Here is a 26,646-nt window from a genome sequence, read left to right as displayed (position 1 = left end):
CACATGGCGATCCAAAATCCTTATACAGCCTATCAGCAAAATTCAGTGAATACGGCTACACCCGGTGAGCTGACGCTTATGCTGTATAATGGCTGTTTGAAATTTATAAGACTTGCCGCTCAGGCCATTGAGAATGATGATATGGAACGTAAAAATGAAAATCTGATTAAAGCGCAAAATATTATTCAGGAATTAAATTTTACACTTAACCGTAACATAGAGCTTTCCGCTTCTATGGGTGCGATGTACGATTATATGTATCGCAGATTGGTACAGGCAAATATTAAAAATGATATGGGCATGCTGGCTGAGGTTGAAGGCTATGTAACAGATTTTCGCGATGCTTGGAAACAAGCCATTCAAAGTGAACGGAAGGACCGGCACGGATCAGGCGGGATCGCATGAATAACATAGATCAACTATACACTGAGACGAAGAGTATGCTGTCACACATACAAAATACGCCGGAAAGCGATGAGCTTTTAAAACAAATTGAAGACTTTGTGGCTAAACGGTCTGAACTGATTCAGGAGATATCTCTGCCGCTTTCAGAAGAAGAGCGAAAGCAGATGAAGCTAGTGCTGACATGGGATCAGCTTATTGTGAAGGAAATGGAACGACTGAAGCAGTCAATCGCAGCAGAACTTCAGCAGATGAAAAGAAAACGTGTGATGCATACGACGTATTTAAACCCTTATAACAACATTACGATTGACGGCACATATTATGACAAGCGTAAATAGGTGAGTGCCTTGAAGAGCATTGAAGATTATACGCTTTTATCAGCTTATTATCATCTTCTTTTTACCATTGAAGAAGGGTTGTGTTATTTGATAGAGGCTGAAGAGAATTTATCAAAAACAGAAGGGGATCGGATCTACCAAGATCTGATCCAAGCCTTTTTTTATTTGGATTCAACACATTCAACACTTCTCTTCATTATGGATTCGCGGTGTGCTGAAATTTGTGTGAAAGCATTTGACCAAATTTTTGCGGAGTTTGATCAATTGGTCTCTTTCTCTTTTCCCTCTCATGAGTTCTGTGAGTATTTAAAGGAACATTTTCTGATTCATTATAGAAAATGGATGCTGTCTATTCATCAATGTATGGAACCCTTTTTAATCAATTAGGCGTGTGTGAGGTATTTGTTTCGTTCAATCAGCATATACATATACCCCCGAACCGCCAATAACAGAGCAAATACAAACAAAATTCGACAAAGTTCACTGAATTTTCACAAAAGATTTATGTTTCAGCAGGAATTGTAAAGGGTAAAAGAGAAATAGATACATATCCTTAATAAAAGGGAGGCGTTCTTTGATGAACTATAACATCAGAGGAGAAAATATTGAAGTGACACCCGCGTTAAAGGATCATGTCGAGAGGAAGATCGGCAAGCTGGAGCGCTATTTTGACCATAGCGTGGATGCTGATGTGAACGTCAACTTGAAGTTTTACAATGACAAGGAGTCTAAGGTTGAGGTTACGATTCCGATGACAGATCTGGCGCTTCGGTCCGAGGTGCATAACGAGGATATGTACAACGCAATTGATCTCGCAACAAACAAACTGGAACGTCAAATCCGTAAGCATAAAACGAAAGTAAACCGTAAATTCCGTGAGCAGGGCTCTCCAAAATATTTATTGGCAAACGGCCTTGGCTCTGATACAGATATTGCGGTTCAGGATGACATAGAAGAGGAGGAGAGCTTGGACATCGTCCGTCAGAAACGCTTTAATTTAAAGCCGATGGATAGTGAAGAAGCGATCTTGCAAATGAATATGCTCGGCCATAATTTCTTTGTTTTCACAAATGCGGAAACAAACCTTACAAATGTCGTGTACCGCAGAAATGACGGGAAATATGGCTTAATTGAACCGACTGAATAATGAAGAGAAGCCTTCCGTGATGTCCGCGGAAGGTTTTTGTTTTTCTTATTTGCAAATTCTTTGGAAATAACATAAGGTATGATATGATAATGAGAGGTATACATGGACTAGTAAATTATTTATACATGCCTCTAAAATAGGCATGTGATGATAGAGGAGCGTTATAAATGCTTGGAATTTTAAATAAAATGTTTGATCCAACAAAACGTACGCTGAATAGATACGAAAAAATTGCTAACGATATTGATGCGATTCGCGGAGACTATGAAAATCTCTCTGACGACGCATTGAAACATAAAACAATTGAATTTAAAGAGCGTCTTGAAAAAGGGGCGACAACGGATGATCTTCTTGTTGAAGCTTTCGCTGTTGTTCGAGAAGCTTCACGCCGCGTAACAGGCATGTTTCCGTTTAAAGTCCAGCTCATGGGGGGCGTGGCGCTTCATGACGGAAATATAGCGGAAATGAAAACGGGGGAAGGGAAAACATTAACGTCTACCTTGCCTGTTTATTTAAATGCGTTAACCGGTAAAGGCGTACACGTCGTGACTGTCAACGAATACTTGGCAAGCCGTGACGCTGAGCAAATGGGGAAAATTTTCGAGTTTCTCGGTTTGACTGTCGGTTTGAATTTAAACTCAATGTCAAAAGACGAAAAAAGGGAAGCTTATGCCGCTGATATTACTTACTCCACAAACAACGAGCTTGGCTTCGACTATTTGCGTGACAATATGGTTCTTTATAAAGAGCAGATGGTTCAGCGCCCGCTTCATTTTGCGGTAATAGATGAAGTTGACTCTATTTTAATTGATGAAGCGAGAACACCGCTTATCATTTCTGGACAAGCTGCAAAATCCACTAAGCTGTACGTACAGGCAAATGCTTTTGTCCGCACGTTAAAAGCGGAGAAGGATTACACGTACGATATCAAAACAAAAGCTGTACAGCTTACTGAAGAAGGAATGACGAAGGCGGAAAAAGCGTTCGGCATCGATAACCTCTTTGATGTGAAGCATGTCGCGCTCAACCACCATATCAACCAGGCCTTAAAAGCTCACGTTGCGATGCAAAAGGACGTTGACTATGTAGTGGAAGACGGACAGGTTGTTATTGTTGATTCCTTCACGGGACGTCTGATGAAAGGCCGCCGCTACAGTGAGGGGCTTCACCAAGCGATTGAAGCAAAGGAAGGGCTTGAGATTCAAAACGAAAGCATGACCTTGGCGACGATTACGTTCCAAAACTACTTCCGAATGTACGAAAAACTTGCCGGTATGACGGGTACAGCTAAGACAGAGGAAGAAGAATTCCGCAACATCTACAACATGCAGGTTGTCACGATCCCTACCAACAGGCCTGTTGTCCGTGATGACCGCCCGGATTTAATTTACCGCACGATGGAAGGAAAGTTTAAGGCAGTTGCGGAGGATGTCGCACAGCGTTACATGACGGGACAGCCTGTTCTAGTCGGTACGGTTGCCGTTGAAACATCTGAATTGATTTCTAAGCTGCTTAAAAACAAAGGAATTCCGCATCAAGTGTTAAATGCCAAAAACCATGAACGTGAAGCGCAGATCATTGAAGAGGCCGGCCAAAAAGGCGCAGTTACGATTGCGACTAACATGGCGGGGCGCGGAACGGACATTAAGCTTGGCGAAGGTGTAAAAGAGCTTGGCGGGCTCGCTGTAGTCGGAACAGAACGACATGAATCACGCCGGATTGACAATCAGCTTCGAGGTCGTTCCGGACGTCAGGGAGACCCGGGGATTACTCAATTTTATCTTTCTATGGAAGATGAATTGATGCGCAGATTCGGAGCTGAGCGGACAATGGCGATGCTTGACCGCTTCGGCATGGACGACTCTACTCCAATCCAAAGCAAAATGGTATCTCGCGCGGTTGAATCGTCTCAAAAACGCGTCGAAGGCAATAACTTCGATTCGCGTAAACAGCTTCTGCAATATGATGATGTTCTCCGCCAGCAGCGTGAGGTCATTTATAAGCAGCGCTTTGAAGTCATTGACTCTGAAAACCTGCGTGAAATCGTTGAAAATATGATCAAGTCTTCTCTCGAACGCGCAATTGCAGCCTATACGCCAAGAGAAGAGCTTCCTGAGGAGTGGAAGCTTGACGGTCTAGTTGATCTTATCAACACAACTTATCTTGATGAAGGTGCACTTGAGAAGAGCGATATCTTCGGCAAAGAACCGGATGAAATGCTTGAGCTCATTATGGATCGCATCATCACAAAATATAATGAGAAGGAAGAGCAATTCGGCAAAGAGCAAATGCGCGAATTCGAAAAAGTTATCGTTCTTCGTGCCGTTGATTCTAAATGGATGGATCATATTGATGCGATGGATCAGCTCCGCCAAGGGATTCACCTTCGTGCTTACGCGCAGACGAACCCGCTTCGTGAGTATCAAATGGAAGGTTTTGCGATGTTTGAGCATATGATTGAATCAATTGAGGACGAAGTCGCAAAATTTGTGATGAAAGCTGAGATTGAAAACAATCTGGAGCGTGAAGAGGTTGTACAAGGTCAAACAACAGCTCATCAGCCGCAAGAAGGCGACGATAACAAAAAAGCAAAGAAAGCACCGGTTCGCAAAGTGGTTGATATCGGACGAAATGCCCCATGCCACTGCGGAAGCGGGAAAAAATATAAAAATTGCTGCGGCCGTACTGAATAGTTCGCCCCGGCAAGTTTACTGACCGCGGCGCCTGCAGGCGCCTGCGGATCTTTTAATGAGGTGAATGAAATGGAATTATCAGAAATTAGAGCAGAGCTCGAAAATATGGCTTCTCGTTTAGCGGACTTTAGGGGGTCTCTTTGACCTCGAATCAAAGGAGGCCCGCATTGCTGAGCTAGATGAACAAATGGCTGATCCGGAATTCTGGAATGATCAGCAAAAAGCTCAAACGGTTATAAATGAAGCAAACGGTTTAAAGGATTATGTCAATTCGTATAAAAAATTGAATGAATCCCACGAAGAATTACAAATGACTCATGATCTTTTGAAAGAAGAGCCGGACACTGATCTCCAGCTTGAGCTTGAAAAAGAACTAAAATCATTAACAAAAGAGTTCAATGAGTTTGAGCTTCAGCTTCTTCTCAGCGAGCCGTATGATAAAAATAACGCGATTTTAGAACTGCACCCTGGTGCTGGCGGTACAGAGTCACAGGACTGGGGCTCTATGCTTCTTAGAATGTATACAAGATGGGGAGAGCGCCGCGGCTTTAAAGTAGAAACACTCGATTACCTTCCAGGTGACGAGGCGGGAATCAAGTCAGTGACATTGCTCATCAAAGGACACAACGCTTACGGGTATCTCAAAGCAGAAAAAGGTGTCCATCGTCTTGTGCGGATCTCACCATTTGACTCATCAGGCCGCCGCCACACATCTTTCGTTTCATGTGAAGTCATGCCTGAATTTAACGATGAAATTGATATTGATATTCGTACGGAGGATATTAAAGTTGACACGTACCGTGCAAGCGGCGCGGGCGGACAGCACGTCAATACGACGGATTCAGCCGTTCGGATTACTCACTTGCCGACGAACGTAGTTGTGACATGCCAAACGGAGCGCTCACAAATTAAAAACCGTGAAAGAGCCATGAAAATGCTGAAGGCCAAGCTGTATCAGCGCAGAATTGAAGAGCAGCAGGCAGAGCTGGATGAAATTCGCGGTGAACAAAAAGAAATCGGCTGGGGCAGCCAAATCCGTTCTTATGTATTCCATCCGTATTCCATGGTAAAAGACCATCGGACCAATACAGAAATGGGGAACGTTCAAGCTGTAATGGATGGTGACATTGATACGTTTATTGATGCCTACCTGCGTTCTAAGCTTTCATAAGCTGAAAAACACACCTGATGCATACGGGTGTGTTTTTTTATTTCTTATATCCTTGATTTCACTGCTGCTTTAGCATATTACCACTGTATTTGGGTGTTATTTACATCTAATCAGGGAAGGATTAAAATGCTATCGGAGAGCATTGGAAGAAACGGAGGATATATGATGGACGTACGGAATAAAACATTGTGGATTTTGCGGGATTATGTATACATATTGATAGGAGCAGCGATTACGGCCGTGTCCTTTAATGTATTTTTGCTTCCGAACAAGATTGCCGCCGGCGGTGTCAGCGGGATCAGTACGATTTTACAATCATATGGTTTTGAAGCAGCGTATGTACAGTGGATTATTAATATCCCTTTATTTATTGCTGGCGTCATTTTGCTCGGCGGGAAATTTGGACTAAAGACGCTTGCAGGTTCTGTGTTTTTGCCGCTAGTAGTGTTTCTGACAAGGGATATTCAGCCCGCCACTCATCATGAACTCTTGGCGGCGATTTTTGGCGGTGTCGGGATAGGTATCGGAATTGGTATTGTGTACTTAGGGAAAGGATCGACGGGAGGAACAGCCTTGGCTGCACAGATCATTCATAAGTACTCCGGTCTGTCATTGGGGAAGTGTCTCGCCATCATTGACGGAATGATCGTTGTTACGGCTATGATTGTATTTAATATTGAGCAAGGCTTATATGCCATGCTTGGCGTCTATGTGTCCAGCAAAACCATTGATGTTGTGCAAGTCGGCTTTAATCGTTCAAAAATGGCGCTCATCATTACAAAGCAGGAGCAGGCTGTCAAGGAGGCTGTCTTACAGAAGATTGACAGAGGCGTGACAAAAATTTCTGCAGTCGGCGGATATACTGACGATGACCGTCCGATTTTAATGTGCGTGGTTGGGCAAACTGAATTCACCAAATTGAAACAAATCGTCAAACAGATTGATGAGTCAGCTTTTGTAATTGTAGCAGACGCGAGCGAGGTGCTGGGCGAGGGTTTCAAACGCGCTTAAACGAGGTTATAATATGGAAGAGATCGTAAAGGAGTTGTGCTTCTCAACATGAAATCAAAGTTATCGATACTAATGATTGGATTTGCGCTTTCTGTTCTGTTGGCTGCCTGCGGATCAAACGATGCAAAAGAAGAGAAGACAGACACTGGCAGCAAGACGGAAGCCACTGCATCTGAAGGGGAAGAATTATATCAGCAAAGCTGCGTAGGCTGCCACGGCAAGGATTTAGAAGGTGTGTCAGGGCCTAATCTCCAAGAGGTCGGAGGCAAATACGATGAACACAAAATTGAAAGCATTATTAAAAACGGCCGCGGCAATATGCCAAAGGGGCTTGTAGATGATAACGAAGCCGCTGTTATTGCCAAATGGCTGTCAGAAAAAAAGTAAGATAAAAACATCCTTGTCGAGTGCCGGCAAGGATGTTTTTATGCCTTGACAATATGAATGAAAAGAAACTGTAATAGTATTATGTCTAAATTTGACGTATAATGAAGTGTATTGAAAAAGGGAACTTTCAGATTTTTCATCTTTTTACAAATGAATGGGTCATAAATTGTCGAATGCATTCGAAGAGTATGACCGTGTGATAGATAAAATGATATAAAAGATTAGGTGATTTCATGATAGAGATGAAGGAAGTATATAAAGCCTATCCGAACGGCGTAAAAGCGCTCAATGGGATTTCTGTTACCATTCATCCCGGCGAGTTTGTGTATGTTGTTGGTCCGAGCGGAGCAGGTAAATCTACTTTTATTAAAATGATTTACAGAGAAGAAAAACCGACAAAAGGACAAATTTTAATCAATCATAAAGATCTTGCGACAATTAAAGAAAAAGAGATCCCTTTTGTGCGCCGCAAAATAGGCGTTGTCTTTCAGGATTTCAAGCTTCTTCCGAAACTTACTGTTTTTGAAAATGTGGCATTTGCCCTTGAAGTGATTGGAGAACAGCCGTCTGTCATTAAGAAACGGGTGCTTGAAGTGCTTGATCTCGTGCAGCTGAAGCATAAAGCGCGACAATTTCCTGACCAGCTTTCAGGCGGGGAGCAGCAGCGTGTATCTATTGCAAGATCAATTGTGAACAACCCTGATGTTGTCATTGCTGATGAACCGACAGGAAACCTTGATCCGGATACGTCTTGGGAAGTCATGAAGACGCTGGAGGAAATTAACAACCGCGGGACAACAGTCGTGATGGCGACACATAATAAAGAAATCGTAAACACCATGAAGAAACGTGTCATTGCAATCGAAGATGGTATCATTGTGCGTGATGAGTCAAGAGGGGAGTATGGTTCATATGATTAAAATTCTCGGGCGCCACTTGCGTGAGAGTTTTAAATCTCTCGGGAGAAACACATGGATGACATTTGCATCCATTAGTGCTGTAACCGTTACGCTGATTTTAGTCGGCGTGTTTTTAGTGATTATGCTGAATTTGAATAACATGGCCACGAATGCAGAAAAACAAGTCGAAATCAAAGTGCTGGTTGATCTGACTGCAGATCAGAAGGCACAGGACAAGCTTCAGAACGATATTAAGGAACTGAAGGGCATTCAGAGTGTCACTTTTTCATCTAAAGAAAAAGAGCTTGACCAGCTGGTTGACAGTTTTGGTGACAGCGGAAAATCCCTGACAATGAAGGATCAGGAAAACCCGCTTAATGATGCGTTTGTCGTCAAAACGACAGATCCGCATGATACGCCGAACGTGGCGAAAAAGATCGAAAAAATGGATCATGTTTATAAAGTCACTTATGGAAAAGAAGAGGTCAGCCGTTTGTTTAAAGTGGTCGGCGTTTCCCGCAACATCGGAATCGCGTTAATTATCGGCCTGGTATTTACGGCGATGTTCTTAATTTCCAACACCATTAAAATTACAATTTTCGCAAGAAGAAAAGAAATTGAAATCATGAAGCTTGTCGGCGCGACAAACTGGTTTATCCGCTGGCCGTTTTTCCTTGAAGGATTGCTGCTAGGCGTATTCGGTTCTGTGATTCCGATTGCACTGGTGCTGAGCACTTACCAATACGTCATCGGATGGGTCGTTCCAAAGGTTCAAGGATCATTTGTCTCTCTTCTTCCTTATAATCCATTTGTATTCCAAGTTTCGCTAGTGCTGATTGCAATCGGCGCAGTAATTGGAGTATGGGGAAGTCTGACTTCCATCCGCAAGTTTCTGCGAGTATAAAGTGAAAAAGCCGTTCCGTTTTCGGGACGGCTTTTCATTTGCCTTCTTTTTCTTCTATGATTACATGAAATCTCCATCCTTTACATATACTATCTCTAGGTTTTGGTAAAGACAGTCTGGCATACAGGAGGAGTAAAGGATGAATCAAAAAATAATGGCTGTGATAGCAGCAGGGAGCATGCTGTTCGGAGGCGCCGGTGTATATGCGGGAATCAACCTGCTTGAGATGGATAAGCCCCAGACTGCAGCAGTTCCCGCGACGGCACAAGCTGACTCTGAACGGGATAAAGCTATGGACAAAATCGAAAAAGCGTATGAGTTAATTTCGAATGAGTACGTAGAAAAAGTAGATAGAGAAAAGCTGCTCGAGGGAGCCATCCAGGGAATGCTGTCTACGCTAAATGATCCTTATTCTGTTTACATGGACAAGCAGACAGCTAAGCAATTTTCTGATTCTCTTGATTCCTCATTTGAAGGCATCGGGGCTGAGGTTGGAATGGAAGACGGCAAAATTATTATTGTTTCTCCATTCAAGAAATCGCCAGCGGAAAAAGCCGGGTTGAAGCCTAATGATGAAATTATCAGCATCAATGGAGAATCGATGGCCGGCAAGGATTTAAACCACGCTGTGTTAAAAATAAGAGGAAAAAAAGGGTCCAGCGTTTCAATGAAGATTCAGCGGCCTGGAACGAAGAAGCAGCTGTCATTCCGGATCAAGAGAGCTGAGATTCCGCTCGAAACGGTTTTTGCATCAGAGAAAAAAGTACAGGGGCATTCTGTCGGATATATTGCCATCTCTACTTTTTCTGAGCACACCGCAGAGGATTTTGTAAAAGCGCTGAGGGAGCTTGAGAAAAAAGAAATAGAAGGACTTGTCATTGATGTACGCGGCAACCCGGGCGGATATCTTCAAAGTGTGGAAGAAATTCTTAAGCATTTCGTTACAAAGGATCAGCCGTATATTCAGATTGCTGAACGCAATGGGGATAAAAAACGTTATTTTTCAACATTGACCCATAAAAAAGCGTACCCTGTCAATGTGATTACGGATAAAGGAAGTGCCTCTGCATCAGAAATTCTTGCCGGCGCATTAAAGGAAGCTGGCCATTATGATGTTGTAGGCGATACGTCTTTTGGAAAGGGAACGGTTCAACAGGCTGTGCCAATGGGGGACGGCAGCAACATCAAATTAACGCTTTACAAGTGGCTGACGCCAAATGGAAACTGGATTCATAAGAAAGGAATTGAACCGACCATTGCGATTAAGCAGCCCGATTATTTTTCCGCCGGGCCTTTACAGCTGAAAGAGCCGCTTAAAGTGGACATGAACAATGAAGACGTCAAGCATGCGCAGGTATTGTTAAAAGGTCTCAGCTTTGATCCGGGACGTGAGGATGGCTATTTCAGCAAAGACATGAAAAAAGCGGTTATGGCTTTTCAGGATCAAAACAAGCTGAATAAAACCGGTGTGATCGACACTCGCACTGCAGAGACATTAAATCAGCAGATAGAAAAGAAAAAATCAGATGAAAAAAATGATTTGCAGCTTCAAACAGCATTGAAATCATTATTTGTCAATTAAAGGAGATGGTATTCCATCTCCTGTTTCTTTGTACTTAAAGAGATTATGGATCATAAGTCACATAAAAATGAGTTTTTGACAAGAAATTAAAAAAATTTTCACAAATAAACATTTATAAAGGACTGTTATTACCCGATATCAATATATGAGAGAGACTTTCTAACGAGTTAATATGCATTTAAAATGAAACTTTTGCAAGTTGCCTAGTCTTTGTTTACTTCATACAATATAAGAAGGTTCTAAAAAGAACAGTAATCAGGTTAATGGCAGCTGAACGACAGGTATTTAAAGAGTAACGTTAGCGAGAATGCTTGTTAGCACTCCAGTACTGCTGCTTATACTGGCCCGTGCTTATCTGTATAAAGAAAATGGGGGTTCACAATTGAAGAGGGCAAGTATTGTGCGTGAAAAAAAATATTATGAATTAGTGGAACAATTAAAAGACAGAACACAAGACGTAACATTTTCAGCTACAAAAGCACTAAGTCTTCTTATGCTGTTCAGCAGATATTTGGTCAATTACACCAATGTCGAATCAGTAAATGACATTAATGAGGAATGCGCCAAACATTATTTTAACTACTTAATGAAAAACCATAAGCGATTAGGAATTAATCTGACAGATATAAAAAGGTCGATGCATCTAATCAGCGGGTTATTGGATGTGGATGTAAACCACTATTTAAAGGATTTTTCACTATCGAATGTCACGCTGTGGATGACGCAAGAGAGATAAACTCTCCTGAGGATATCCAAGCCATTTAATATTTGATAGAATATGAGTAACATGTTTGGCTTGAGGCGGTGAGAGATAGTGTCTGTTCAATGGGGAATTGAACTGTTAAAAAGCGCGGGCTTGTTCTTCTTACACCCGCTTTTCTGGTTTTTTATCATCATAACCCTGGCTTTCGGCTATGTAAGAATCAAACGGGAACGAAAAACCTTTCATACAAGAATAGCAGATATTTATGATGATCTGAAATTTACATATACAAAGGGACTGATTCCAGGTCTTCTTTTGTCAGTTATTTTAGGTGGACTCGGAATATCGATTCCTCTCGGTTTACTTGCGATTATTGCCGTTATCACTGCAGCGGCAGCGTTCACTCTTCGCGCAAACTGGATGTCTGCTGCATATATCGTCAGTGTGAGTATGCTGATAGGTTTTGGACTGCAAATATATCAGGCGGAGCCCTTCCTAGAGAGATTTCCGCAAGGATTTGCAGTTGTTTGGCCGGCTGTGGCTGTGTTTCTAGGTTTGCTGATTATCACTGAAGGAGCGGTTGCTTATCGTTCTGCGCATGTGAGAACATCACCGGCACTTGTCGTAAGCAGCCGCGGTTTGCCGATCGGACAGCAGCTGGCAAACCGGGTTTGGCTTTTGCCGCTGTTCCTTCTCGTGCCCGGTAATGGTTTAGAATCGCACCTTAGCTGGTGGCCCGTGTTTACGGTTCCCGGCGGCTCATTCCATTTTCTATGGATTCCTTACTTTGTCGGATTTGGACAAAGGGTACAGGGATCGCTGCCTGAAACGAGTATAAGGATCACAGCGAAACGCGTTTGTATTCTCGGTCTTGCCGTCGCAGTTCTCGGTGCAGCGAGCTTACTGTGGACGCCGCTTGCAGGTGCAGCGGTCTGTACTGCTTTGTTAGGGCGTATTTTTCTGTCCATAAAGCAAAGAGTGAATGATAACGCGGCTCCGTTTTATTTCTCGAAAAGGGATCAGGGCTTAATGGTGCTTGGGATTATCCCCAATACGCCGGCTGAGGATCTGGAATTGAAAATCGGGGAAATCATAACGAAAGTCAATGGTATACCGGTTAAGAACGTTTCTGATTTCTATGAAGCGCTCCAGCATAACCGTGCATACGTGAAGCTTGAAATTATCGGTTTGAATGGAGAAATTCGTTTTGACCAGCGAGCTTCTTATGAAGGAGAACATCATGAATTGGGCATCCTCTTCGTAAAGGATGACCGTGAAGACGAAGCAGCCGCTTCTGGATCATAAAAGGCAGCCCGGCACCGCAGGAAGATGCGATGCCGGGCTGTTTTGTGTTACGCTGAGTTTTTTTCTATCCGTGCCGTTTCATCAGATTTGATGCCCAATGAAACAAAAACGCCGATGATGGATACAGCAAAGAGAATCATAAATAGGGTGTGATATCCCGAAATCAGGCCAATTAAGGCTGATGAAATGATGCTTCCGAAATAACGGAAGGTCGAGAAAATCCCGGATGCCACTCCTGACATTCCGGGGTCTACTGTGGCAAGGGATGAAACCTGCATGCTGGTCAGACCGACTCCGGAAGCGAGCCCGCCAAGGATAAGAGAGAGCATGAGGAACAAGACAGAATGCGAGCTGCTTAACAGCAAAAATAATAGATTCGCACCAGCCATCATGGCAAATGAAAGAAAAATGATTTTTTTGGCTCCCCATTTGTGATGGAGCTGCGCGCCCACCCAGTTGCTGGCTGACATGAAGATCGAAAATACAGAAAGCGCCATCCCGCTGTTAGATGTATTAAGCCCAAATTGATTCGTCATAAATAACGGCATAATCAATAAGACGGCATACATCATCAAATTGCTTAACAAGACTGATAGATTCGCATTTGTAAAGGTTGAGCTTTTAAACAGTGCAAAGTCAATGATAGGGTGCTTGGTACGTTTTTCTCTTCTGAAAAAAAGCGGAACAAAAAGAAGTATCAATACACTGTATACCGCATATCCCCATGGAGCCTCATTTTTCGTCAGCAGGATAATTGAAACGATGCTGCCTGCAAGCAAGAGAGAGCCGATGATATCCAGCGGCGCGTCAGATTTATTTTCTTTATATTGAGGAAACATCGTTAATGCCGTAAATAAAGCAATGGCGAGGAACGGGATGTTGACCCAAAAAATCGAATGCCAGCTGAAGCTGTCAATCAGTATAGAGCCGATAAAAGGCCCGAGTGCTGCACCAAGTCCTGCGCCCAGTCCGAAAAATCCAAACACTTTCGGTAGGCGTTTTTCAGAAACAACATGCCGGATAATGGCAATGCTGTTTGGCGTAAGCAATGCCCCGCCGACAGCCTGCAATGCCCGAAAGACAATTAACAGGAGCAGACTCGGTGAAAGGGCGCAGCCTAGAGATGCGATTAGAAAAAGGCCGACTCCCCATAAGTACATTGTTTTATTGCCGTACATGTCACCGAGCTTCCCTGCAATCGGCTGTGTGACTGCCATCACGATTAAATAAACGGTAACCACCCAAGTGATGCTTGCGATGGACTCGTTATACGTATGGGAAATAGATGAGAGCGCGACCGCGATCATCGTTGAGTTAATGGGAACCAGAATGGCCCCCAATAATAGCGAGACGATCAGCGCCCATTCTTTTCTTGAGCTCATTGGGATCCTCCTTTTTATTATGCCAAGGAGTTAATCAGCAGAAATTCCTTTGACAAATAGAGCTGTGCTGTGCTCCAGCATTTTTTCCTGGGGCATTGATATGACCCTGTCTCCTAAGTGGAGACGGTGAATGAAATAACCGAAGATAATCGACATGAATACGTCGGAATTCTCCGCTTCATTTCCTGTCTGAATAACCCCTTTCTCACCCATCGATTTGAGATAATCAACCAATAGCTGTTTCATAGATTGGGGATATTCAGTGACGTGGTTAATGACATCCTGAAACATGGCCGGTTCACGAAAGCTGATTTTAATGATATCTTTTCTATGTTCGAGCTCCTCCAAGAGACAGGTTCCGATATGAAGCAGGTCTTTGTACAAATCCCCTTCTGTTTGTTCCAAAATGCTGCCTCTGTTTGAAGAATGCTGAGAAAGCAAAGCCTCAACTAGTCCTTGTTTGTTTTTAAAGTTCCTGAAAATCGTCGCTTCACTTACATTTGCTTTTTCTGCAATTTCTTTTGTAGTCGTTGCGCGATATCCTTTTTTGACGAGCAGCTGCATGGCAGCATCAAGGATTCTCTTGTTTGTCGGTCTCAATACGTTTCACCTCACGAATATACTGGCAGGACAAGTATACACCCGCCCCGCTTGTATAAGAAAGAGGGGGACGCATCAGGACCGGCTGACAACTGTGATTTTGCCGCTGCTTCCGTCAACAGTGATGATGTCACCGTCTCGCAGTCTTTCGGTTGCCGTGCGTGTGCCGAGAACGGCTGGAATGCCGTATTCACGGGCAATAATCGCAGCGTGAGACAAAATGCCGCCTGTGTCTGTAATAATCGCTTTGGCGTCTTGAAACAGGCTGGTCCATAGCGGTGTGGTCATTTTGCAAACGAGTACGTCTCCAGGCGCGAATTGAGAAAATTCATTGGCGTCCCGAATGATTTTCACCGGACCTGTCGCAATGCCGCTTGATGCCGCAATGCCAAAAATATGATTCTCTGTGTTTTTTTCATCCTCTATCACAGCGCCGACAATTTCTTCAGCAGCTTTGAGCTGTTCTTTTGTCGGGGTGCCGAGGTAGGCCGGGGCTTGGGCCAGCTCATACTCATGAAAAATCTGTCTGCGTTTTTCAGCCTTTTCTTGCAGGGATACAGGGTGAAGAAGCGCTTGTTCCACTTCGTCGTCATATAAGAACCAAAGGTCCTCACGATCTTGAATGACACCGTTTTCCGCCAGCAATTCACCTATCTTCAGCAGAAAGATTCTCGCCTTGGCATCCAGCATGGCGTCAATATAAAAGTGGTGATCATCTTTTATATTTGCAGAATTCAGTGTCCATTGATAATAGCGATCAAATTCGGTGCGCAAACCGGGATCTTCTATGCTTTCCAAGAATTCATTGTATAATTTCTCTCGTTTTTCTTTCGTTTTCTGAAATTCATTGTCAAAATGATAGCCATTACGGACATAATTTTGAATATTGGCCAGAGCGAAATACGGATTTTCCACCCAGATTTGTTCAATCAGATCATGACTTTTAACAGATCTCCATCCGTATTCTTGCAAGAATTCATGGACGTTCTTCAGGAAGTGTCTTCCCTCATCTACTTGTTCCAATTTCTCCTGGAGCTGTTCAGGCTTGTTGTTTTCAAAAATGGCCAGAAGGTTCGGGTTCTCCTGAACTTCCACAGAAAATAGCCATAAGCAACGGTCCGTTTCCAGTGATTTGTTCATTTTTCCTGTCAGCATCTCGTAAAAATGAGCGTTTTCGGACTCTCCTTGAATGTCCTGATACATCGCTTGCAGTTTGTTTGTTAAAAGGATTTGCGGGAAAACGATATTAAAATGCTCTTCATAAGCCGTGAGATAAAAGGCCTTTAGTTTTTGAAAAGCTTCCAGTGCGCTTTCTGCGGTATGCTCAGTTTGTGCGAGCTGGTCCAGTGTCCGGTAAAAAGGGAGGTATGTGTGATTGATGATGTCATACATATGCTCCGATAAAATCGGGAAAAGCTCTTTGCCGCAGTCTTCAGAAGGAGGCTGCTGTCCGCCTTGGTTTTTGGAATAAATATGTCCGCGATAAAGTTTTACTTCATCAACAACTACACCAATCGGAAACTTTTGCATGCTCTTCTTCAAGCCATATTCCAATGCCGGCACGATGAAGGATGAAAATAACGGACTCACCGGACCTTCAATATTAGACTCCATGTTAAGCCAGAAATCATTCATATCAGTGTCGGTAATCATGAAGCTGCGTTTTTCTTCTGCCGCCTTTTTGTCCTGATCAATGGTTGTAATCGGACGAGCTTGCAGAAGATATATTTGATGATCAGCAATTCCAAATTCTATATCGACAGGATATCCGTACAGGTCTTCGGTTTTTTTTGTGATTTCAGCCAATTCAATCACTTGTTCATCTGTAAGGCAAAAACGGCTGCGCATGTCTTCACTCGTTTCTTTTTCAGCAATTCCTTCTGCCGCAGACTCCATGTAGATTTCCTTTGCACCTATTTCTTTCTGAATCTCAAACGAAGATTTATTAACAATGAACGTGTCTGGGGTAACACTTCCTGAAACAACAGCTTCACCCAACCCGTAGCTGGCGCTGATTAAAAGCTCTCTATCATCATGGGTAACAGGGTTGCGGCTGAAGATAACACCTGACATTTCTGAATCGATCAGCCCCTGAACGACTATTCCCATTAACGGCTCTGCGATTTGATTGTTCATTTTTTTCTTATAGCTGCTGACCCGCCCAGAAAAAAATGAGGCCCAGCATTCTTTCACTTTAGCCAGAAACTCTTCCTCTGTTTTGATATTTAAGTAGGTTTCATATTGACCCGCGAATGAGGCGCCTTCTAAATCTTCCGAGGCAGACGAAGAACGCACGGCTACGGATCGATATGATTCTCTAAGCTTATAAAAGGAACTAGTCAGCTCATCTTTCAGCTCATCCGAAAATGTTCCGGAAATGATCCCGCTTTCGACGTTTTCACTAGTCTCTTGAAGCTGGTTGTCCTCCATAAAACGTGCGAGCGCATTCGTTTGAATAATAAACCCGTCCGGAACAGGAAGACCGTGTTTGGTCAATTTAATCAAATTCATTCCTTTTGCTCCAGCCAACTGGCTGGACTCTTCTGCCTGGCGAAATAAAACAGAATACATATTTGAAACCCCTCTTTTCTTCATTCATTTTGTTTTTCTCTCTAGTCTTTTTATTGCGGAGCCTATATTTTAAAAAATGATAGTAAACACTATCATTCAATTGTAGGTTTTCAGGAAAATGCTGTCAAACGCAGAAAGTCCTAAATAAAATGAATAGTTAAGTTGGTTATATTATCCTGAAAAATTCGGCCGTACTGGTACTCTATGCCTATTTTCTTTTATTCTCGGAATCTGGTGGCGGACTTGATGATGTAATAAAAAAAGTGCCGCTGATTAGAACAGCGGCACCATGGAATAAGTTTTGACCGGCACCAAAATGCAAATATGGTGATTGATTTTGGCTGAAAAGGGGTATGGTGTAGGAGAGGGAGCGAATGCACGATTGTCCGATTCTTCATTTTTTACTATAATCAGATCAGATGAAGAATCCCTGAGGAGGGTTTTTGTTGATTACAAAAGCCGTTTTTGCATTGTTTTTCCCTTTTATGCTTGTTGTTTTATTTACTAGAGTCACCTTTAATCATTATGTGGCGATCGCTTTAACAGCTGCATTGCTGTTTGCCTCTTATTTAAAAGGCTATACAGAAACGTATTTTATTGTAGGATTGGATGTTGTGTCTCTTGTGGCTGGCGGACTGTATATGGCCAAAAAAGCTGCAGAGAAAAAAGAAGAATAAATCGGACATAATGAATATAAAGACTGAATACCTGCTTTTACGTTTTAAAAGCAGGTTTTTTATACACAAAAACAGCTGGAAATAAAAAACCACCGAACTTTAGTTCGTATTTTTAGTGATTTTGCTTTCCATTGTGTTACTATATCTATAGGAAGATTTCGTTAAAGAAACGGAGGCTTATTTTTGTGAAAGATCGCTTTGAGTTAGTCTCGAAATATCAGCCCCAGGGAGATCAGCCGAAAGCCATTGAAAAGCTTGTAAAAGGAATTCAGGAGGGCAAGAAGCATCAGACTCTGCTGGGTGCGACAGGAACTGGGAAAACATTTACGGTGTCCAATTTGATTAAAGAAGTCAATAAACCGACTCTCGTGATTGCCCATAACAAAACCCTTGCTGGACAGCTTTACAGTGAGTTCAAGGAATTTTTTCCGAACAATGCTGTCGAGTATTTTGTCAGCTACTATGATTATTATCAGCCGGAGGCGTATGTGCCTCAAACGGATACATTTATAGAGAAAGACGCTAGTATTAATGATGAAATTGATAAACTGAGACACTCCGCCACATCAGCTTTGTTTGAGCGCAGAGATGTCATTATTATTGCGAGTGTGTCTTGTATATACGGCCTCGGTTCGCCTGAGGAATACCGGGAAATGGTCGTGTCACTGCGGACTGAAATGGAAATTGAGCGCAACGAGCTGCTCAGAAAACTTGTAGACATCCAATATGCCCGCAACGATATCGACTTTCAGCGCGGTACATTTCGTGTGCGCGGGGATGTAGTGGAAATCTTTCCGGCATCCCGTGATGAGCATTGTATCAGAGTTGAATTTTTCGGTGACGAAATCGAACGGATTCGGGAAGTGGATGCGCTGACAGGAGAAATTCTCGGCGACCGAGATCATGTTGCGATTTTCCCGGCATCCCACTTCGTAACGCGGGCCGAGAAAATGGAGAAGGCGATTCAAAATATCGAGAAGGAGCTTGAGGAGCAGCTGAAGGTCATGCATGAAAACGGAAAGCTCCTTGAAGCGCAGCGTTTAGAGCAGCGGACAAGATATGATCTTGAAATGATGCGTGAAATGGGTTTCTGCTCCGGCATCGAGAACTATTCAAGACATTTGACTCTGCGGCCTCCAGGTTCAACGCCGTATACGCTTCTTGATTATTTCCCAGACGATTTTATGATCGTGGTGGATGAGTCGCATGTGACAATTCCCCAGGTGCGCGGCATGTTTAACGGAGACCAGGCGCGGAAACAGGTGCTCGTGGATCACGGCTTCCGGCTTCCATCAGCGCTTGATAACCGTCCGCTTCGTTTTGAGGAATTTGAAAAGCATATGCACAATATCGTGTATGTATCAGCAACACCAGGGCCGTACGAGATTGAACATACAGATGAAATGGTCGAACAGATCATTCGTCCGACGGGGCTACTTGACCCGCTTATTGACGTCCGTCCAATCGAAGGTCAGATTGACGACTTGATCGGCGAAATTCAAGCAAGAATCGAGCGGAATGAACGGGTGCTTGTGACAACTTTGACGAAGAAGATGTCGGAGGATCTGACCGATTATTTAAAGGAAATCGGCATTAAAGTAAACTATCTGCATTCTGAGATCAAGACGCTTGAACGGATTGAAATTATCCGCGACCTGCGCCTTGGCAAGTACGATGTGCTTGTCGGCATCAACCTGCTGAGGGAAGGTTTGGACATTCCCGAAGTATCCCTTGTTGCGATTTTGGATGCGGATAAGGAAGGTTTCCTTCGTTCGGAGCGGTCGCTGATCCAGACCATCGGACGGGCAGCGAGAAATGCGGAAGGCCGCGTCATTATGTACGCCGATAAAATAACGAAGTCTATGGAAATTGCGATTAATGAAACAAAACGCCGCCGCGAGCAGCAGGAGCGGTTTAACGAAGAGCACGGCATTACGCCGAAAACGATAAATAAAGAAATTCGCGATGTCATTCGTGCCACAGTAGCAGCTGAGGATAAAGCGGAATACAAAACAAAAGCCGCGCCGAAGCTGTCGAAAATGACGAAGAAAGAACGCCAGAAAGTCGTTGAACAGATGGAGCATGAAATGAAGGAAGCCGCCAAGGCGCTTGACTTTGAGAGAGCCGCGGAGCTTCGCGATTTACTTTTAGAGCTAAAAGCGGAAGGATGATGAACAAATGGCTATGGATCGGATAGAGGTGAAGGGAGCCAGGGCGCATAACCTGAAAAATATAGATGTAACGATTCCGAGAGATCAGCTTGTCGTTGTCACGGGTTTGTCCGGATCAGGTAAATCCTCCCTTGCCTTTGACACGATATATGCTGAAGGACAGAGACGGTATGTCGAGTCGCTGTCTGCCTATGCCCGCCAGTTTTTAGGGCAAATGGATAAGCCGGATGTGGATGCAATTGAGGGGCTCTCTCCCGCCATCAGCATTGATCAGAAAACAACGAGCCGCAATCCGAGGTCTACTGTCGGTACGGTAACTGAGATTTATGATTATCTGCGTCTTTTATATGCGAGAGTAGGGAAGCCTCATTGTCCGGAGCACGGAATTGAGATTACATCCCAGACCATCGAGCAAATGGTGGACAGAATTCTGGAATACCCGGAACGGACGAAGCTTCAGGTGCTGGCGCCGATTGTCTCGGGCCGAAAAGGCGCTCATGTCAAAGTGCTTGAACAGATTAGAAAACAAGGCTATGTCAGAGTCAGAATTGACGGCGAGATGGCTGAGCTTTCCGACGATATCGAATTAGAAAAGAACAAGAAGCATTCCATTGAGGTTGTCATTGACCGGATTGTGGTGAAAGAAGGCGTGGCAGCCCGGCTGTCAGATTCATTGGAAACGGCGCTTCGTTTAGGTGAAGGACGGGTTATGATCGATGTCATCGGTGAGGAAGAGCTGATGTTCAGCGAGCATCATGCCTGTCCGCACTGCGGATTTTCAATTGGTGAGCTTGAGCCGCGTGTGTTTTCGTTTAACAGTCCGTTCGGGGCGTGTCCGACGTGTGACGGTCTCGGAATGAAGCTTGAAGTGGATGCCGATCTTGTCATCCCCAATCAAGATTTGTCATTGAAGGAGAATGCGGTCGCCCCTTGGACACCGATCAGCTCACAATATTATCCTCAGCTGCTTGAGGCAGTCTGCACCCACTACGGGATTGATATGGATGTGCCGGTCAAAGATTTGCCGAAGCATCAACTGGATAAAGTGCTGTACGGCAGCGGGGATGACCTGATTTATTTCCGATATGAAAATGATTTTGGACAAATACGCGAAGGTGAAATTCAATTTGAAGGCGTATTGCGCAACATTGAAAGACGCTATAAGGAGACAGGCTCCGATTTCATCCGTGAGCAAATGGAGCAGTATATGTCTCAGAAATCTTGTCCGACGTGCAAAGGCTATCGGTTAAAGAAAGAGGCGCTTGCCGTACTGATTGACGGCCGCCACATTGGAAAAATTACCGAGCTGTCTGTCGCCGACGCACTTGTCTTCTTTAAAGATCTCACCCTTTCTGAGAAGGATATGCAGATCGCCAATTTGATTTTGCGCGAAATTGTGGAGCGCTTAAGCTTTCTGGACAAAGTCGGCCTCGATTACCTGACATTGAGCAGGGCAGCGGGTACATTGTCCGGGGGAGAGGCGCAGCGCATCAGGCTGGCGACACAAATTGGCTCGCGTTTATCCGGTGTGCTTTATATTTTAGATGAGCCGTCTATCGGTCTGCATCAGCGTGATAACGACCGCTTGATCAGCGCTCTGAAAAATATGAGAGACCTCGGGAACACGCTGATTGTTGTCGAACATGATGAGGACACGATGATGGCAGCAGATTATTTAATAGACATTGGACCGGGAGCCGGCATTCACGGCGGACAGGTGATATCTGCGGGTACGCCGGAAGAAGTGATGGAAGATCCAAACTCATTAACGGGCAGCTATTTATCAGGGGAAAAGTTTATCCCATTGCCTCCTGAAAGAAGAAAGCCGGACGGACGTTACATTGAAATTAAAGGTGCTTCAGAAAACAACCTGAAAAAAGTGAATGCCAAGTTCCCGCTTGGGACGTTTACAGCAGTTACAGGTGTTTCCGGTTCAGGAAAGAGTACACTCGTTAATGAAATTTTGCATAAGGCGCTGGCGCAAAAGCTTCATAAAGCGAAAGCGAAGCCCGGCAGCCATAAAGAGATTAAAGGTTTGGATCACTTAGACAAAGTCATTGACATTGACCAGGCGCCAATCGGAAGAACGCCGAGATCCAACCCTGCGACATACACCGGTGTATTTGATGACATTCGTGATGTATTCGCGCAGACAAATGAAGCGAAGGTCCGCGGCTATAAAAAAGGCCGTTTCAGCTTCAACGTGAAGGGCGGACGATGTGAAGCCTGCCGCGGAGACGGGATTATTAAAATTGAAATGCACTTCCTTCCTGACGTATACGTTCCATGCGAGGTGTGTCACGGCAAACGCTATAACCGTGAAACGCTTGAAGTGACGTACAAAGGAAAAAGCATCTCTGATGTGCTTGATATGACGGTTGAAGATGCTCTTCCTTTCTTTGAAAATATCCCGAAAATCAAACGCAAGCTCCAAACCCTTTATGATGTTGGTTTAGGTTATATTACGCTCGGCCAGCCGGCGACGACCTTGTCAGGCGGAGAAGCGCAGCGCGTGAAGCTCGCGTCAGAGCTGCACAAACGCTCGACCGGACGCACGCTCTACATTTTAGATGAGCCGACGACAGGTTTGCATGTCGACGATATCGCCAGGCTTCTTGTCGTGCTGCAACGGTTGGTAGACAACGGAGACACTGTACTGGTTATTGAGCACAACCTTGATATCATTAAGACGGCCGATTACATTGTGGATTTGGGCCCGGAAGGCGGAGCCGGGGGCGGAACCATTGTCGCGTCTGGAACGCCTGAGGAAATCACTGAAGTTGAAGAATCGTATACAGGCCGTTATTTGAAGCCTGTTATCGAACGTGACAAAGCACGCATGAAATCGCTCTTGAAAGCGAAAGAAACAGCTACATCTTAAAACCCTCTGTTAAGAGGGGACAGCTTGTCAGCAAGTCCATCCTAGGGCTTAGCAGGCAAGCTTTTTCTTTACGGCATAATAGGTTTAGATTCGTCTTTGGTATAATTTCTTTGGGAAAACGCCTAAACATTTACAAATTGCTGTCGATATATGAATTGAAAGGCGGATGATGATTTCCAAATTAAGCAGACAAACCCTATTAAGGAGCTTAAAGGCATCCTTAAGCAATAACTGAATCTACATAGGTTAGAAGCTTTATTGGAATCTGATACGCCAGAAATCAAAGAAAAGGAAGTCTTTGATTTCAAAAACATATACACATGGAGGTATTTTTCACATGATAATCAACCACAATATTGCAGCGCTTAACACATTAAACCGTTTGTCTTCAAACAACAGTGCGAGCTCAAAAAACATGGAGAAACTTTCTTCAGGTCTTCGCATCAACCGTGCGGGAGATGACGCTGCGGGTCTAGCGATCTCTGAAAAAATGAGAGGACAAATCAGAGGTCTTGAAATGGCTTCTAAAAACTCTCAAGACGGAATTTCTCTTATCCAAACAGCTGAGGGTGCATTGACTGAAACCCATGCAATCCTTCAACGTATGCGTGAACTTACTGTTCAAGCAGGAAACACAGGTACACAGCAAACTGAAGATTTAACTGCAATTAAAGATGAAATGGATGCTTTAACTGAAGAGATCGATGGAATTTCTCAACGTACTGAATTTAACGGAAAAAAACTTTTAGACGGTAGTGAAACAGCAGGATTTACATTCCAAATTGGTGCAAATGCTGGCCAAAATATTAATGTCACAATTGGTAACATGGATGCAACAACTTTAGGAGTAAAAGGTATCGATGTTTCAGCAGATGATTTTAGTTTTGACACTGAGATTGTTAAAATCGATAGTGCAATTACAAGTGTTTCAAACCAACGTGCTAAACTTGGTGCGGTACAAAACCGTCTAGAGCACACAATCAACAACCTTGGTGCTTCTTCTGAAAACTTGACAGCTGCTGAGTCTCGCATCCGTGACGTTGACATGGCGAAAGAAATGAGCGATTTCACAAAGAACAACATTCTTTCTCAAGCTTCTCAAGCGATGCTTGCTCAAGCAAACCAACAGCCGCAAAACGTGCTTCAATTGTTACGTTAATTTTGAACGGCTATCTCTTTCTGATAGTTACAGCTTGCCGACAGAGTCCATTAACTGGATGTGCCGGCAGGCTTTTTTTGTTACAATCATTTTGTGACAGCCAGGGAATCACTTGTTTTTTCAAAACAAAAAAGGCAAGATATTGTCATCTAACCTTTAGCTTTGTTTCAGTTATAATGAATGATATGTTTTCCGCAATTACAAAGTCTTCTTATACAGCTGCTTACTTACACTCATTAAATCTTGAACAATATGCGTGTTGCTGCTGTCGAGCAGCACTTTTATATATTGGATATCGTGAGAGATCGGGAAGGGTCCGTGAATCTGCTCAAGCTCGGCGATCATTTCACGATTCATTCTTTTTTGTTCATGAATCAGCTTTAACACTGATTCTTGTGTTACTGTATAGTCACTGGGATCTTTCTCCATTGCTTGTCCAGCCTCCTTGGTTGCCGTAAGCTTTTTACATATTGTAATCGGTATAGCCGGAAGATTCTACTTCTAAAACTTTTTAAAATCCAATTTCCGTAAATCGGAGCATGTCTAAAGAATGAATTTGAAACCTGAAGAGATTTTAAACGTATAAATAAGTAAAACGTCCCTGATCTTTTGTCATGGACAATTCACAATAGGAGTGTGGAATGAATTGAACCGTAATCAAGCTATTATTGCATCACTTTGTTATTTCAGTGTGTTTATTGCGCCAATCATTGTGCCGATTGTCGCTTATTTTGTTGTAAATGAGAAAGAAACAAAACGCCATGCGATACGCTCTCTTATTTCTCACATAGTTCCGTTTGTCGGCTGGCTGTTCCTTTTTATTGCTTTACTTGGCGGAGCCGTTGCGATTGATGGAGACAGCTTGCTTCCTGTATTTGTAATCATTGGGGGAGCGGTTATTTATTTCTTGGTTGTCATTGGCATTATCATTTGGAATGTGATTCAGGGCATTAAGGTCCTGCGTGCAGCATAAGTAGACAATGGGGAGGAGATCGTAATGATGGAAGAAAAGGAACGAATCCTTAAGCTTGTTGAGGAAGGAAAGCTTACAGCACAAGAAGCTTTGACACTGATTGAAAAGCTTGACAGCGACTACAAGGAAAAAGAAGAGAAAATCACAGCGCTCTCAGTTCACGTTCATGACGAGGAAGAGCCATTTACAACGGCAAAAAAAGAAAGCGGCAAGCCGTCTTTAGGAGCCAAGCTGTTTGACTGGATTGATTCTGCTGTGAAAAAGGTCAAGGAAGTTGACCTTGATTTAAACTTTGGCCATGCGTATGATGTTCAGCACATTTTTCAATTTAAAGATACTGACTTTTCCAGTGTTGAGCTGCAATTTGCGAATGGCAGCGTGAATATCGTCCCTTGGGAAGATGACGATATCAGAGCGGAATGCCAGGCGAAGGTATATCGCGCTGACAGCCAGGATGCGGCGAGACACGCATTTCTTCAGCATATTGAATGTGAAATCAAAGGAAATAAATTTTTTATCCGTACTGAGAAAAAGACGATGAAAACGAATGTCACTTTGTATATTCCTCAGAAGGAGTATGATAAGATTCGGGTGAAGCTGTTTAACGGTCCGGTCAGAGGGGAACATTTACATGTAAAAGAGTTCTCAGCGAAAACGACAAACGGCGTGCTGTCGTTCTCGCACTTAACAGCCGAAAAAGCCATAGCTGAAACGGCCAACGGGCAAATTAAACTCGCCAGCCACAGCTGCGGAACGATAGAAGCGGAAACCATTAACGGATTGATCGATCTCCGAGGGAAAAGCGAATCCATTGACGTTCAAAGCTTTAACGGAAATATTGCGATTAACGTAACAGAATCAGACTGCCGCTCCATTTATGCAAAAACAACGACTGGAAGTGTGGAGCTTGCGATTCCGGACGATCTCGCAGTGAAGGCAGAGCTGAAAAGCAATCTTGGTTCGCTGTCCCATGAATTAATGGATGTTGAGATGCTGAAGGAAAAAAATGATACCATTCAAAAAGAAATGATGTTCACTTCAAATCAGGCACATGATCAAAACATCACCGTCTTCTCAGAATCACTAACAGGCGCCATCAAACTAAAGTACTCACAGAGGTGATCGAATGAATAAGCTTTATCGCTCAGAAAAAAATAAGAAAATCGCCGGTGTTATCGGAGGTCTCGCGGAATATTTCAATTGGGACGCATCACTCCTCAGAGTCATAACTGTCATCTTAGCCATTATGACAAGTGTCTTGCCGGTTTTGCTCATTTATATCATTTGGATTTTTATCGTCCCGTCAGAAAGGGATATGAAATGACATGGTAAAATGGGCAGTCAGCATTTTAGTCAATGCATTGTTATTAATCGTCATTGATGGATATATTGACTCCATCCATATCAGCAGCATTGGGGCAGCGATTATCGCCAGCCTCATTTTATCGATCTTAAACGTGCTGATTAAACCGCTTTTAATTATCTTTACACTGCCGGTCACCATGGTGACGCTTGGACTCTTCTTGTTTGTGATTAACGCCATCACGCTTATGATGACCGCGTCCATTATGGGTGACAGCTTTCAAATCGACGGCTTCGGCACAGCGATATGGGCATCCGTTATCCTGTCGGTCTTCCATTTGCTGATTCAAAAAGGCATTTTAGAGCCGCTTAGAAAAAAATAAAA

Annotated in this window: 25 protein-coding genes; 21 read left to right on the top strand and 4 right to left on the bottom strand. The window is 43.6% G+C overall.

Annotation, left to right across the window (positions count from 1 at the left end; all coding sequences use genetic code 11):
* Positions 1 to 3: 3 nt before the first annotated feature.
* The 13 genes from fliS (at position 4) to minJ (ending at position 12,545) form a co-directional block, all read left to right on the top strand.
* On the top strand, positions 4 to 405 hold the full coding sequence (gene fliS / locus NSQ09_RS02505) for a flagellar export chaperone FliS (RefSeq protein ID WP_017695301.1): 402 nt from the start codon (positions 4 to 6) through the stop codon (positions 403 to 405).
* The gene (fliT, locus tag NSQ09_RS02500; RefSeq protein WP_014481040.1) at positions 402 to 743 is read left to right on the top strand and encodes a flagella biosynthesis regulatory protein FliT; all 342 of its coding nucleotides are present in this window, start codon (positions 402 to 404) and stop codon (positions 741 to 743) included. Before fliS ends, fliT begins: the two co-directional genes overlap by 4 nt.
* Positions 744 to 752: 9 nt before the next feature.
* Positions 753 to 1,130, top strand: a complete 378-nt coding sequence (locus NSQ09_RS02495) for a hypothetical protein (protein ID WP_003244377.1) — start codon at positions 753 to 755, stop codon at positions 1,128 to 1,130.
* Positions 1,131 to 1,320: 190 nt separating this feature from the next.
* Positions 1,321 to 1,890 (top strand): ribosome hibernation promotion factor, encoded by a 570-nt coding sequence (gene hpf, locus NSQ09_RS02490; RefSeq protein ID WP_003228031.1) that lies wholly within the window; start codon positions 1,321 to 1,323, stop codon positions 1,888 to 1,890.
* Between the two features lie 167 nt (positions 1,891 to 2,057).
* Positions 2,058 to 4,583: a preprotein translocase subunit SecA gene (gene secA / locus NSQ09_RS02485; RefSeq protein ID WP_003228033.1), complete on the top strand. Its 2,526-nt coding sequence runs from the start codon at positions 2,058 to 2,060 to the stop codon at positions 4,581 to 4,583.
* Between the two features lie 69 nt (positions 4,584 to 4,652).
* A protein-coding gene (gene prfB, locus NSQ09_RS02480) for a peptide chain release factor 2 (RefSeq protein ID WP_010886623.1) occupies positions 4,653 to 5,754 on the top strand; the annotation gives its coding sequence in 2 pieces (ribosomal slippage) (positions 4,653 to 4,724 and positions 4,726 to 5,754; 1,101 coding nt in all).
* A gap of 165 nt (positions 5,755 to 5,919) precedes the next feature.
* Positions 5,920 to 6,765, top strand: coding sequence for a YitT family protein (locus NSQ09_RS02475; protein ID WP_003242677.1), 846 nt, complete (start codon positions 5,920 to 5,922; stop codon positions 6,763 to 6,765).
* Between the two features lie 48 nt (positions 6,766 to 6,813).
* A complete protein-coding gene (gene cccB, locus NSQ09_RS02470; protein ID WP_003242725.1) occupies positions 6,814 to 7,152 on the top strand; it encodes a cytochrome c551 in 339 nt (112 codons plus the stop codon).
* Between the two features lie 233 nt (positions 7,153 to 7,385).
* Positions 7,386 to 8,072, top strand: coding sequence for a cell division ATP-binding protein FtsE (gene ftsE, locus NSQ09_RS02465; RefSeq protein ID WP_003228039.1), 687 nt, complete (start codon positions 7,386 to 7,388; stop codon positions 8,070 to 8,072).
* Positions 8,065 to 8,955, top strand: coding sequence for a permease-like cell division protein FtsX (gene ftsX, locus NSQ09_RS02460; protein ID WP_015251119.1), 891 nt, complete (start codon positions 8,065 to 8,067; stop codon positions 8,953 to 8,955). The genes ftsE and ftsX overlap by 8 nt, the downstream gene beginning before the upstream one ends.
* Positions 8,956 to 9,094: 139 nt before the next feature.
* A complete protein-coding gene (gene ctpB / locus NSQ09_RS02455) occupies positions 9,095 to 10,537 on the top strand; it encodes a carboxy-terminal processing protease CtpB (protein WP_088327067.1) in 1,443 nt (480 codons plus the stop codon).
* 382 nt (positions 10,538 to 10,919) lie between these two features.
* Entirely contained in the window at positions 10,920 to 11,273 is a 354-nt protein-coding gene (gene swrA, locus NSQ09_RS02450; RefSeq protein ID WP_015251121.1) for a swarming motility protein SwrAA, read from the top strand.
* 78 nt (positions 11,274 to 11,351) lie between these two features.
* Positions 11,352 to 12,545 carry a cell division topological determinant MinJ gene (gene minJ, locus NSQ09_RS02445; RefSeq protein ID WP_003228042.1) on the top strand — a complete coding sequence of 398 codons (1,194 nt, stop codon included), beginning with the start codon at positions 11,352 to 11,354 and terminating at the stop codon, positions 12,543 to 12,545.
* Positions 12,546 to 12,592: 47 nt separating this feature from the next.
* Here the strand turns inward: minJ and NSQ09_RS02440 are convergent, their stop codons facing one another.
* The 3 genes from NSQ09_RS02440 to NSQ09_RS02430 all read right to left on the bottom strand — a co-directional run bounded on the left by NSQ09_RS02440 (position 12,593) and on the right by NSQ09_RS02430 (position 17,098).
* The gene (locus tag NSQ09_RS02440) at positions 12,593 to 13,927 is read right to left on the bottom strand and encodes an MFS transporter (protein WP_121591197.1); all 1,335 of its coding nucleotides are present in this window, start codon (positions 13,925 to 13,927) and stop codon (positions 12,593 to 12,595) included.
* Positions 13,928 to 13,957: 30 nt separating this feature from the next.
* Entirely contained in the window at positions 13,958 to 14,527 is a 570-nt protein-coding gene (locus NSQ09_RS02435) for a TetR/AcrR family transcriptional regulator (protein ID WP_088272537.1), read from the bottom strand.
* A 75-nt stretch (positions 14,528 to 14,602) separates the two neighbouring features.
* Entirely contained in the window at positions 14,603 to 17,098 is a 2,496-nt protein-coding gene (locus NSQ09_RS02430; RefSeq protein ID WP_341030521.1) for a PEP/pyruvate-binding domain-containing protein, read from the bottom strand.
* A gap of 446 nt (positions 17,099 to 17,544) precedes the next feature.
* Here NSQ09_RS02430 and NSQ09_RS02425 point away from each other — a divergent pair, with 446 nt between their 5' ends.
* The 4 genes from NSQ09_RS02425 (at position 17,545) to hag (ending at position 23,986) form a co-directional block, all read left to right on the top strand.
* The gene (locus NSQ09_RS02425) at positions 17,545 to 17,775 is read left to right on the top strand and encodes a CsbA family protein (RefSeq protein ID WP_003228053.1); all 231 of its coding nucleotides are present in this window, start codon (positions 17,545 to 17,547) and stop codon (positions 17,773 to 17,775) included.
* A gap of 185 nt (positions 17,776 to 17,960) precedes the next feature.
* On the top strand, positions 17,961 to 19,946 hold the full coding sequence (gene uvrB / locus NSQ09_RS02420; protein ID WP_003228054.1) for an excinuclease ABC subunit UvrB: 1,986 nt from the start codon (positions 17,961 to 17,963) through the stop codon (positions 19,944 to 19,946).
* 7 nt (positions 19,947 to 19,953) lie between these two features.
* Entirely contained in the window at positions 19,954 to 22,827 is a 2,874-nt protein-coding gene (gene uvrA, locus NSQ09_RS02415) for an excinuclease ABC subunit UvrA (RefSeq protein WP_341030520.1), read from the top strand.
* Between the two features lie 337 nt (positions 22,828 to 23,164).
* Entirely contained in the window at positions 23,165 to 23,986 is an 822-nt protein-coding gene (gene hag / locus NSQ09_RS02410) for a flagellin Hag (RefSeq protein WP_341030519.1), read from the top strand.
* Positions 23,987 to 24,184: 198 nt separating this feature from the next.
* On the opposite strand, the gene NSQ09_RS02405 is transcribed toward hag, so the two are convergent.
* Positions 24,185 to 24,415, bottom strand: coding sequence for a hypothetical protein (locus NSQ09_RS02405; RefSeq protein ID WP_003235419.1), 231 nt, complete (start codon positions 24,413 to 24,415; stop codon positions 24,185 to 24,187).
* Between the two features lie 217 nt (positions 24,416 to 24,632).
* On the opposite strand from NSQ09_RS02405, the gene yvlA reads away from it, so the two are divergent.
* The 4 genes from yvlA to NSQ09_RS02385 are packed head-to-tail and all read left to right on the top strand — an operon-like array spanning position 24,633 to position 26,644.
* Positions 24,633 to 24,959, top strand: coding sequence for a protein YvlA (yvlA, locus tag NSQ09_RS02400; protein WP_003244375.1), 327 nt, complete (start codon positions 24,633 to 24,635; stop codon positions 24,957 to 24,959).
* Positions 24,960 to 24,983: 24 nt separating this feature from the next.
* Positions 24,984 to 26,081 carry a DUF4097 family beta strand repeat-containing protein gene (locus NSQ09_RS02395; protein ID WP_341030518.1) on the top strand — a complete coding sequence of 366 codons (1,098 nt, stop codon included), beginning with the start codon at positions 24,984 to 24,986 and terminating at the stop codon, positions 26,079 to 26,081.
* A gap of 4 nt (positions 26,082 to 26,085) precedes the next feature.
* Positions 26,086 to 26,283, top strand: a complete 198-nt coding sequence (locus tag NSQ09_RS02390; protein ID WP_003228065.1) for a PspC domain-containing protein — start codon at positions 26,086 to 26,088, stop codon at positions 26,281 to 26,283.
* 1 nt (position 26,284) lies between these two features.
* Positions 26,285 to 26,644: a phage holin family protein gene (locus tag NSQ09_RS02385; protein WP_003228066.1), complete on the top strand. Its 360-nt coding sequence runs from the start codon at positions 26,285 to 26,287 to the stop codon at positions 26,642 to 26,644.
* Positions 26,645 to 26,646: the final 2 nt, after the last annotated feature.

The organism is Bacillus sp. FSL W8-1202 (assembly GCF_038006165.1).
Taxonomy (GTDB): domain Bacteria; phylum Bacillota; class Bacilli; order Bacillales; family Bacillaceae; genus Bacillus; species Bacillus subtilis.
This window is presented reverse-complemented; position numbering and strand designations above follow the sequence as displayed.

Excerpts from the sequence above, each read along its gene's own strand:
- fliS (WP_017695301.1), top strand. The coding sequence starts at position 4 with ATGGCGATCCAAAATCCTTATACAGCCTATCAGCAAAATTCAGTGAAT.
- fliT (WP_014481040.1), top strand. The coding sequence starts at position 402 with ATGAATAACATAGATCAACTATACACTGAGACGAAGAGTATGCTGTCA.
- hpf (WP_003228031.1), top strand. The coding sequence starts at position 1,321 with ATGAACTATAACATCAGAGGAGAAAATATTGAAGTGACACCCGCGTTA.
- secA (WP_003228033.1), top strand. The coding sequence starts at position 2,058 with ATGCTTGGAATTTTAAATAAAATGTTTGATCCAACAAAACGTACGCTG.
- NSQ09_RS02475 (WP_003242677.1), top strand. The coding sequence starts at position 5,920 with ATGGACGTACGGAATAAAACATTGTGGATTTTGCGGGATTATGTATAC.
- cccB (WP_003242725.1), top strand. The coding sequence starts at position 6,814 with ATGAAATCAAAGTTATCGATACTAATGATTGGATTTGCGCTTTCTGTT.
- ftsE (WP_003228039.1), top strand. The coding sequence starts at position 7,386 with ATGATAGAGATGAAGGAAGTATATAAAGCCTATCCGAACGGCGTAAAA.
- ftsX (WP_015251119.1), top strand. The coding sequence starts at position 8,065 with ATGATTAAAATTCTCGGGCGCCACTTGCGTGAGAGTTTTAAATCTCTC.
- ctpB (WP_088327067.1), top strand. The coding sequence starts at position 9,095 with ATGAATCAAAAAATAATGGCTGTGATAGCAGCAGGGAGCATGCTGTTC.
- NSQ09_RS02440 (WP_121591197.1), bottom strand. The coding sequence starts at position 13,927 with ATGAGCTCAAGAAAAGAATGGGCGCTGATCGTCTCGCTATTATTGGGG.
- NSQ09_RS02430 (WP_341030521.1), bottom strand. The coding sequence starts at position 17,098 with ATGTATTCTGTTTTATTTCGCCAGGCAGAAGAGTCCAGCCAGTTGGCT.
- uvrA (WP_341030520.1), top strand. The coding sequence starts at position 19,954 with ATGGCTATGGATCGGATAGAGGTGAAGGGAGCCAGGGCGCATAACCTG.
- hag (WP_341030519.1), top strand. The coding sequence starts at position 23,165 with ATGATAATCAACCACAATATTGCAGCGCTTAACACATTAAACCGTTTG.
- NSQ09_RS02405 (WP_003235419.1), bottom strand. The coding sequence starts at position 24,415 with ATGGAGAAAGATCCCAGTGACTATACAGTAACACAAGAATCAGTGTTA.
- NSQ09_RS02395 (WP_341030518.1), top strand. The coding sequence starts at position 24,984 with ATGATGGAAGAAAAGGAACGAATCCTTAAGCTTGTTGAGGAAGGAAAG.
- NSQ09_RS02390 (WP_003228065.1), top strand. The coding sequence starts at position 26,086 with ATGAATAAGCTTTATCGCTCAGAAAAAAATAAGAAAATCGCCGGTGTT.
- NSQ09_RS02385 (WP_003228066.1), top strand. The coding sequence starts at position 26,285 with ATGGTAAAATGGGCAGTCAGCATTTTAGTCAATGCATTGTTATTAATC.